This window comes from Kitasatospora sp. NPDC101155 (assembly GCF_044768305.1).
Classification (GTDB): domain Bacteria; phylum Actinomycetota; class Actinomycetes; order Streptomycetales; family Streptomycetaceae; genus Kitasatospora.
The window spans coordinates 1-7,483 of record NZ_JBIWPN010000054.1 but is presented as its reverse complement, the minus strand read 5'-3'; the positions used below and the strand labels follow the sequence as shown (position 1 = coordinate 7,483).

Sequence of the window (7,483 nt, the reverse complement as noted above, 5' to 3'; positions counted from 1 at the left end):
GGGCGGGTTCAGGCGGGCGGCTGCTCGCGGTACCCGTCGAGGGCCGGCGCGGTGAAGCCGGCGGCGAACTGCGTCACCCGGTACTCGGCCAGGCCCTCGCGCGCGAACGGGTCGGTGGCCGCCAGCGCCTCGACCGCCGCCCGGTCCTGCCCCGCCGCCAGGATCACCCCGCCCTCGCGCGGCACCTTACGCCCCGCAGCCAGGAACACCCCCGCCTCGAACTGCCCGCGCAGCCACTCCACATGCCGCGGCAACGCCTCGTCGATCCGCTCCGGACCAGCGGTGTACGTCAACTCCAGTACGAACATGCGGCCAGGCTAGACCCTCCCGCGCACCGGCGCCCCAGCGCACGCGCGACGTCCGCAACCGGGCCGCCACCACGGCCCGGGGACGGCTCGTACCGGCAGGTCCTTGCCGGGACGCGCGGCAGCGGGGCAGGGCAAGGCCTGTGCAGGGGTGGGCGAGGGCGGATTCGAACCGCCACAGCCGAAGCGGGGGCTTTACAGGCCCCTGGGCTCTCCAGTGCCCAGCTCGCCCTCAAGAGGGCGTCAACACCCTTGCTCTCCACGGAGAATGCGCGCGGAATCCACGGGAATGCGCGGGAATACGCGGGAATGCGCGGGAATGCGCGGTGCTCAGCGCGCCCGGGCAGGGACGGCGGCGACGCGGGGCGCGGACGGGAAGCGGCGATAGCCACGGCCACGGGCGGCTCGGGCTGCTACGGCGTTCACGGCGTACTCCCCTCCTTCGCTGCGCGGCGTGCGGCGTGTGTCCGCGACCACTGTCGCGCAGCGCCGTCCGGGGGTGCAACGGGTTTTCCCACCCGGGCCCCGGGAGGGTGCCGACCCCAATCCTGCCAGGTCAGGCCAGGGTTTCGGTAGGACCTAGCGCACCCCGGTTTCACCTTGCCCAGGCCCCTCGGCGGGGCGCACACTCGTGCAACATCCCACTCCCCTTCGCGGCCCACGCGCCGCCGCCCGCATTCCCGGGCGGCCGGCGCGCGAGCCGTCGCGCCCCGGCGCCGCGCGGGGGGTGGGTGGACGGACGGTCAACGACGAAGGGGGACACGGGACATGAACGTGCACGCGGACCTGGTGCTGAAGGCGCGGGTGCGGCTGATGAGCCACAACGACCGGATCCTGGACGGGGAGGAGGGCCTGTGGGTCTACCGGATCCTGTTCACCGTCAGCCCGCACGCCTACGCCTTCAAACTGGCCTTCGTCCTGCGGGACCTGAGCGAGGCCAGCCCGCGGGTGGCTTGCCTGCCCGAGGCCCGGCGGGCGCTGCTGGAGGAGGCCCGGGCGGCCGGCGCCCGCATCCCCGCCGACGCCCCCGCCTACCAGCGCCACATGTGGGACCACACGATGGCGGACCTGCGGCAGATCGAGCGGCGCCTGGGACAGGCGGGCCAGTGACGCGCGCCCACGAGGCCCCGGCGCCGCGGGCCGGGTGCGGCCGCCGGGCCCGCAACAAACGGACCCCGCCCGGGCCGCAGACCCGGCGGGGGCACCGGGCGCCGTTCACGGCCGGCCCGCGGGCGCCGGTGGAGGAAGTGCTCCGCTCGCCCGCCGAACCGCGGCGACGGCCAGGGGCGTGCGGGGCAGTAGGTGGTCGCGGGATGGTTGCGGTACAACAATCCCGATATGACGACTGATCGGAGAAATTCTGATATGAGCAGGTCAGGACTGTCCCGCCGTGCCTTGATCGCCGGCGCCGGCGCCGCCGTCGTCGGCTGGAACACCGCCGCCCGCTCCTGGGCCGCCGAGCCCGGCACGCAGATCGCCGAACTTCCCTTGCTGGACGGGACGGTGACGCTTCAGGGCGAGGGACTGGAACGGTTCCGCGGCGACTTCGGGCACCTGGTCACCGCCGCGCCGCGCGCGGTGCTGCGGCCCGGCTCGGTGCTGGACGTGCAGAAGACGATCGCCTTCGCCCACCGCCACCGCATCCCGGTGGCCGTCAACGGGCAGAGCGGCGACGCGGCAGTGGTCGGGCAGGGCGGGCTGGAGTCGCACTCCAACTACGGCCAGGCCAACCCCCGCGGCGGCATCGCGATCGACGCCCGCGGCCTGGACAAGATCGTCTCGATCCGGCCCGGGCAGGCCGTGGTCGAGGCCGGCGCCACCTGGGCGCAGCTGACGGACGCGGGCCTGGCGCAGGGCTGGGTGCCGCCGTGCCTGACGGACTATCTGCACCTGTCCGTCGGCGGGACGCTGAGCGTGGGCGGCATCGGCGGGGCGGTGCAGCACCACGGCATGCAGGTCGACACCGTGCGGGAACTGGAGGTGGTGACCGGGACGGGTGAGCTGGTGACGGCCTCCCGGGAGCGCAACCGGGAGCTGTTCGAGGCGGTGCTGGCCGGCGGCGGGCAGGCGGGCATCATCGTGCGGGCCACGCTGGCGCTGGTGGCGGTACGCGAGCGCTCCACCGTGTTCACCCTCGCCTACGACGACCTCGACGCCTACCTCGCCGACCAGGAACGGGTGCTGGCCGACGGACGCTTCGACCTGCAGGTCGGCAACGTGGTGCGCAGCGCGGACGGGCGGCGGTGGCGGTACACGGCGGAGCTGGTGGCGTACGGGCAGGCGGGGCGGGCGGTGGACCGGGAGGCGCTGCTGGCGGGGCTCAATCCGGTGGCGGGTGAGACGTCGGTGGTGGAGCAGAGCTGGCGCGAGTACGCGTTCCGGGTGGACGCGTTCGCCGGGTATCTGCGGGCGGCGGGGCTGTGGGGGCTGGCGAAGCCGTGGCTGAGCCTGTTCCTGCCCGCCTCCGGCGCGCGGGCGTTCATGGAGGAGGCGGCACGGGTGCTGACCGCCGCGGACCTGGGAGCGGGGCTGCTGCTGTTCTACCCGTACGCGCGCCAGCGGGTGAAGGCGCCGCTGGCGGTGCTGCCCCAGGAAGCGGTGGGCTGGCACTTCGACCTCCTGGCGTTCCCGGGGCCGGGGGCGGACACGGCGGGGATGCTGGAACGCAACCGGCGCCTGTACGAGCGGGCGGTCGAGCTGGGCGGGAAGCGGTACCTGATCGGGGCGGTACCGGGAATGACAGGGGCGGACTGGCAGCGGCACTACGGGGAGCTGTGGGAACGGGTGGAACGGGCGAAGCGGCGTTTCGACCCGGCCGGGATCCTGACACCCGGACAGGGCATCCACAACACCTAACGCCAGGGCAGGGCATCCACAACGCCCGACCCCCGGGGGGCCGTCCGGATGTCCGGGCGGCCGAGGGGCGGCCGGGGGTGGCCGGGGGTGGCTGGTCCGTGCCTGGGCCGTCGTGCCCGTCGGCGACGGTGAGCTTTGCCCCACTGGAACGGTTTCGTCTGGCCCCACTTTTAGGCTGTCCGGGCGAGGACCCTGGTCGGTGTGGAGAAGGAACGGATTGAAGTGGCCCCAGGGACTCTGTCGCTGATCTTGTGATGGGCTCCCACCCGGAGAGCTTCGGCCTGCTTCGCCCTGTGGTCAGTAGGTGTAGCCGGGCCAGTGTGGATCGTGCCAGCGGGCGGGCCCCGTGAGGCTGATCAGCCTCAGGCGTTGGAGCAGGTCGTCCGGGGCGTTGTGCGCTCTCAGCCGGGCGGAGGCATGGCGGGTGAGCCAAGCGGTGAGGACCGCCAGCTGCTCGTCCTTGTCGTGCCATGTGCTCCAGGGGAGTTCATCGGCGAGCAGGTCGTAGTCCCACGTGTCGACTGCCTCCGCGAGGTTCCGGTCGGCCATCGGGTGCTCCAGCGCCTCCCAGACGTCGAGCCACGGACTCAGTTCGCCGGACGCCTCGACACACAGGACGAGGGTCCGATGCACGCTCGCGGCAGGGTCGGGGGTGACGAGGGTGCGGGCCCAGAACGCGTGCAGGAACTCCCGTACGGCCGCTGCCTGCTCCCGCGGCCACTCCTGCCAGTGCCCGCGGGCGAGCGAGACGCCGATCTCGTCCCGGTACCGGAACGACTGGGACCGGCTGTCGACGAGGGCGCCCGCGAGCTGAGGCAGGATACGGCGCAGCACCGCGCCGTGGTCAGTCCAGTCAGGGGCCCACCAAGCCCGCCGCAGGAGGTCGGGATCGAGCCTCACACCCGGCACCTTGAGGAGGGCGAGCTCCTCCGCGCTGCCCCAATGGCACTCGCAGTTGTACTCCTCGGGGTGAGCGGTCGCCCCGCGGAAGACGCGAGCGAGGCCCTCCAGGGCCGCGTCGAGGCGAACTTGCGCACGTTGAGCGTGCATGTCGGTCATCGGCGTCTGCCCTCATGGACTCCGCGGGAGCGCGCCCAGCGAAGATCCCCACGTTACCGGACGCCGGACGGTGTGACCCAGCGGGGCTGCCCTCTTCGCGCCGGCCGCCAGGTGGGGCCAACTCAAACCGTTCCTCGCTGGGGCCACTTGCAAACACCGTCCTAGACACCCGCCCCAGCCCGAAGCAACGGTGGGGCCATGGTGGGGTCGGCGTCGGCGGCCCGGGGCGCGCGCCCCGGGCCGGGCGCCGGGCACACCGCATCCCTTCGGCGCGTGCGCGCTGCGCCGGGCCGGGGGGCGGGGTGCGGGGTATCCCTTCGGCGCGTTCGTGCTGCGCCGGGGCGGGGTGCGGGCGTCAGCGGGCCAGGCGTCCCAGCAGGGCGGAGGCCGCGGCGATGCCCGCCGCCGTGGCGGCCGCGAGGACGGCGAAGTCCAGCGGCAGGTGGGAGGGCGTGCCGATCAGCAGGCCGCGCAGGGCGTCGACCTGGTAGCTGAGCGGGTTGGCCTTGCTGACGGCCTGGAGCCAGCCCGGCATCAGGCCGAGGGGGTAGAGGGCATTGGAGCCGAAGAACAGCGGCATGGTGATCGCCTGGCCGATGCCCATCAGGCGGTCGCGGGTGAGCACGATCCCGGCGATGGCCATCGACAGGCAGGAGAAGAACGCCGAGCCGAGCAGCACCACCGCCACCACGCCCAGCAGGCGCAACGGGTTCCAGGTCATGGCGACCCCGAGGGAGGTGGCGATCAGCACCACGACCACCGCCTGCAGGAGTGCCTTCACGCCGGCGGCGAAGGCCTTGCCGGTGACCAGCGCGGCGCGGGGGGTGGGGGTGACCAGGAGTTCGGTCAGGACCCCGGAGTCCCGCTCCCAGATGATCATGATGCCGTAGAAGATCGCGATGAACATCGCGGACTGGGCGATGATGCCCGGTGCCAGGTAGTCCAGGTACGGGATGCCGCCGGTGGGGATGGCTTTGAGGCGGGTGAAGGTCTCGCCGAAGATCAGCAGCCACAGGGCGGGCTGGACGGCGCGGGTGTACAACTCGGTGCGGTCGTGGCGCAGTTTCTGCAGATCCACGGCGCACATCGCGCCGACACGGGCAGGGATCACGCGCCAGCCGGTACGGGCACGCGCAGGCACCAGCAGCAGGCCCATCCGCACCGTGGGGGCGGGTCCGCCTCCGGGAGGTTCAGCCGACGCGGCCTGCGGTGCGGCAGGTACGGCGGACATCACCGAAATCTCCTTCCGTGGCATCGGCCAGGTCACGGCCGGCGAAATAGCGGAACACGTCATCCAGCGTGGGACCGTCCCCGCGCGGGCCAGCCCCGCACGGGCAGTCCCCACGGGAGTCAGCCCCGCGGGAGTCAGCCCCGCAGGAGTCGGCCAGGGTGAGGACGTCCCCACGGGAGTCACCCTGACGCGAGTCGCCCCGGGTGGGTTCGTCCCGGCGCGAGTCGCCCCGGCGCGAGTCGTCCCGGGTGGGTTCGTCCCGGAGCGAGTCGCCCCGGCGCGGGTCGTCCCGGGTGGGTTCGTCCCGGAGCGAGTCGCCCCGGCGCGGGTCGTCCCGGGTGGGTTCGTCCCGGCGCGAGTCGTCCCGGCGCAGGCGGTCCTTGAGTTCGGCGGGGGTGCCGAGCGCGCGGATGCGGCCACGGTCCATGAGGGCGATACGGTCGCAGTGGCGGTCGGCCTCGTCCATGTAATGGGTGGTGACCAGGACGGTCATACCGGTGGCCTCGCGTACGGCGTCGATGCGTTCCCACACCCCGGTGCGGGCGATCGGGTCCAGACCAATGGTGGGTTCGTCCAGGACCAGCAGGCGCGGGGCGCTGACCAGGGCCTGGGCGAGTTCGAGGCGGCGCACCATGCCGCCGGAGTAGGTGGCGGCCATACGGTCGGCGGCGTCGGTGAGGCCGACGGCCGCCAGGGCCTGGGCGACGCGTTCGGCGCGTTCGGCACGCGGGACGTCGAAAACGCGGGCGAACAGCGCGACGTTCTCGCGTCCGGTCAGCCCGGCGTCGGCGGACAGCTGCTGGGGCACGTAGCCGAGCAGGCGGCGCACCCGCATGAGGCGGCGGGCGGCGTCGTGGCCGAAGACGCGCACCATGCCGGCGCCGACGGGCAGCAGGGTGGTGATCGCGCGGATGGTGGTGGTCTTACCGGCGCCGTTGGGACCGAGCAGACCGAACACCTCACCGGTGCGGACGGTCAGGTCGATACCGTCGACGGCACGGGTCCGGCGGCCTTTGCCACGGCCGCGGCGGAAGGTGTACTCCAGGCCCCGACACACCACCGCGTCCTGGCCGGTCGCGTCCATCACCCCTCCTCGGGCAGGTCGCGCAGGCCCTGGGCGAGGGAGCGCAGCGCGGGCAGGGCGGCGGCCAGCGCCGCCCGCTCCCGCTCGGGCAGGCCCGCCACCGCCTCCCCCACCAGCACCCGGCGGCGCGAGCGCCAGGCCTCGATACGCTCCTTCGCCTGCCCACTCGCGTACAGCAGCGCCGCACGCTGGTCACCGGGATCCGCCTCACGCCGCAACAGGCCCTGCGCGACCAACTGATTGACCAGCGTCGACACCGAATTCCCGGCCAGACACAACTCCTGGGCCGCGTCCGAAACCCGCAACCCGGGACTGTCCGCCACCAACCGCAACAGCTCCACCTGCGCCCCACGCAGGCGCGGCCGGTCCAGGCCCTGACGCAACCGGCGTCCGAGCAGACGCTGGACACCGACCAACAGTACGGAGAACTCCTCCGCGAGGGCGGTATCGGGGGTGTCCGGAGCCACCGTCGCCATACCCCCGATTTTAGGCTCTTCTGCTGGATCCGTGGGTGTGGTCACGCGAGTTGGCGGCGGGGCAGGGTCGGGCGGTTGCCGCCGAGGCAGAGCATGACGAGCGCGATGACCGCATCGGCGGAGCGGAAGCCGAAGCCTCTGCGGATGATCAGGCGGGTCTTGGTGTTCGTGGACTCGATCAGCCCGTTGCTCAACTGTTCGGCGATAGCGGCCACGATGGCGTCGTAATGCCGCTTGATCTTGCTGCGCACTTCGAGGAAGGCGGGGATGCGGCAGCGCTGGGCCCAGGCGAGCCACCGGTCCAGGGCTGCGACGGCGGCCACCAGCCCTTCGGTCTTCGCGATGCGGTAGACGGTGCGCAGGCCCTCCTTGAGCAGGTATGCGCGGTGCAGGCGTGGGTCGTTGACCGCGATCCAGGTCAGTTTCACGTTCTGCCGGTCGGTCAGGTCCTCCGGGTTCTTCCACAGGGCGT

7 protein-coding genes, 1 tRNA gene and 1 pseudogene are annotated in these 7,483 nt (G+C 72.8%); 2 read left to right on the top strand and 7 right to left on the bottom strand.

What is annotated here, in order from left to right:
- Window positions 1-8 precede the first annotated feature (8 nt).
- Window positions 9-308: a YciI family protein gene (locus ACIRYZ_RS39750; protein ID WP_402953522.1), complete on the bottom strand. Its 300-nt coding sequence runs from the start codon at window positions 306-308 to the stop codon at window positions 9-11.
- 149 nt (window positions 309-457) lie between these two features.
- Window positions 458-537 (bottom strand) — tRNA-Tyr (locus ACIRYZ_RS39745).
- Window positions 538-1,073: 536 nt separating this feature from the next.
- Here ACIRYZ_RS39745 and ACIRYZ_RS39740 point away from each other — a divergent pair.
- Both ACIRYZ_RS39740 and ACIRYZ_RS39735 read left to right on the top strand, forming a co-directional pair.
- Window positions 1,074-1,415, top strand: a complete 342-nt coding sequence (locus tag ACIRYZ_RS39740; protein ID WP_402953521.1) for a hypothetical protein — start codon at window positions 1,074-1,076, stop codon at window positions 1,413-1,415.
- Between the two features lie 255 nt (window positions 1,416-1,670).
- Complete coding sequence (locus ACIRYZ_RS39735) at window positions 1,671-3,161, top strand: FAD-binding protein (RefSeq protein ID WP_402953520.1); 1,491 nt, start codon at window positions 1,671-1,673, stop codon at window positions 3,159-3,161.
- Window positions 3,162-3,458: 297 nt separating this feature from the next.
- Here the strand turns inward: ACIRYZ_RS39735 and ACIRYZ_RS39730 are convergent, their stop codons facing one another.
- From ACIRYZ_RS39730 to ACIRYZ_RS39710, 5 genes and pseudogenes are all read right to left on the bottom strand, one after another.
- On the bottom strand, window positions 3,459-4,211 hold the full coding sequence (locus ACIRYZ_RS39730) for a hypothetical protein (RefSeq protein WP_402953519.1): 753 nt from the start codon (window positions 4,209-4,211) through the stop codon (window positions 3,459-3,461).
- A 364-nt stretch (window positions 4,212-4,575) separates the two neighbouring features.
- Entirely contained in the window at window positions 4,576-5,451 is an 876-nt protein-coding gene (locus ACIRYZ_RS39725; protein WP_402953518.1) for an ABC transporter permease, read from the bottom strand.
- Window positions 5,452-5,821: 370 nt separating this feature from the next.
- Window positions 5,822-6,535 (bottom strand): annotated as a pseudogene (locus ACIRYZ_RS39720) (ATP-binding cassette domain-containing protein); the annotation flags it as partial.
- Window positions 6,535-7,011 (bottom strand): MarR family winged helix-turn-helix transcriptional regulator, encoded by a 477-nt coding sequence (locus tag ACIRYZ_RS39715; RefSeq protein WP_402953517.1) that lies wholly within the window; start codon window positions 7,009-7,011, stop codon window positions 6,535-6,537. The pseudogene ACIRYZ_RS39720 and the gene ACIRYZ_RS39715, both read right to left, overlap by 1 nt.
- Window positions 7,012-7,052: 41 nt before the next feature.
- A partial coding sequence (locus ACIRYZ_RS39710; RefSeq protein WP_402953516.1) for a transposase occupies window positions 7,053-7,483 on the bottom strand: 431 nt, incomplete at its 5' end.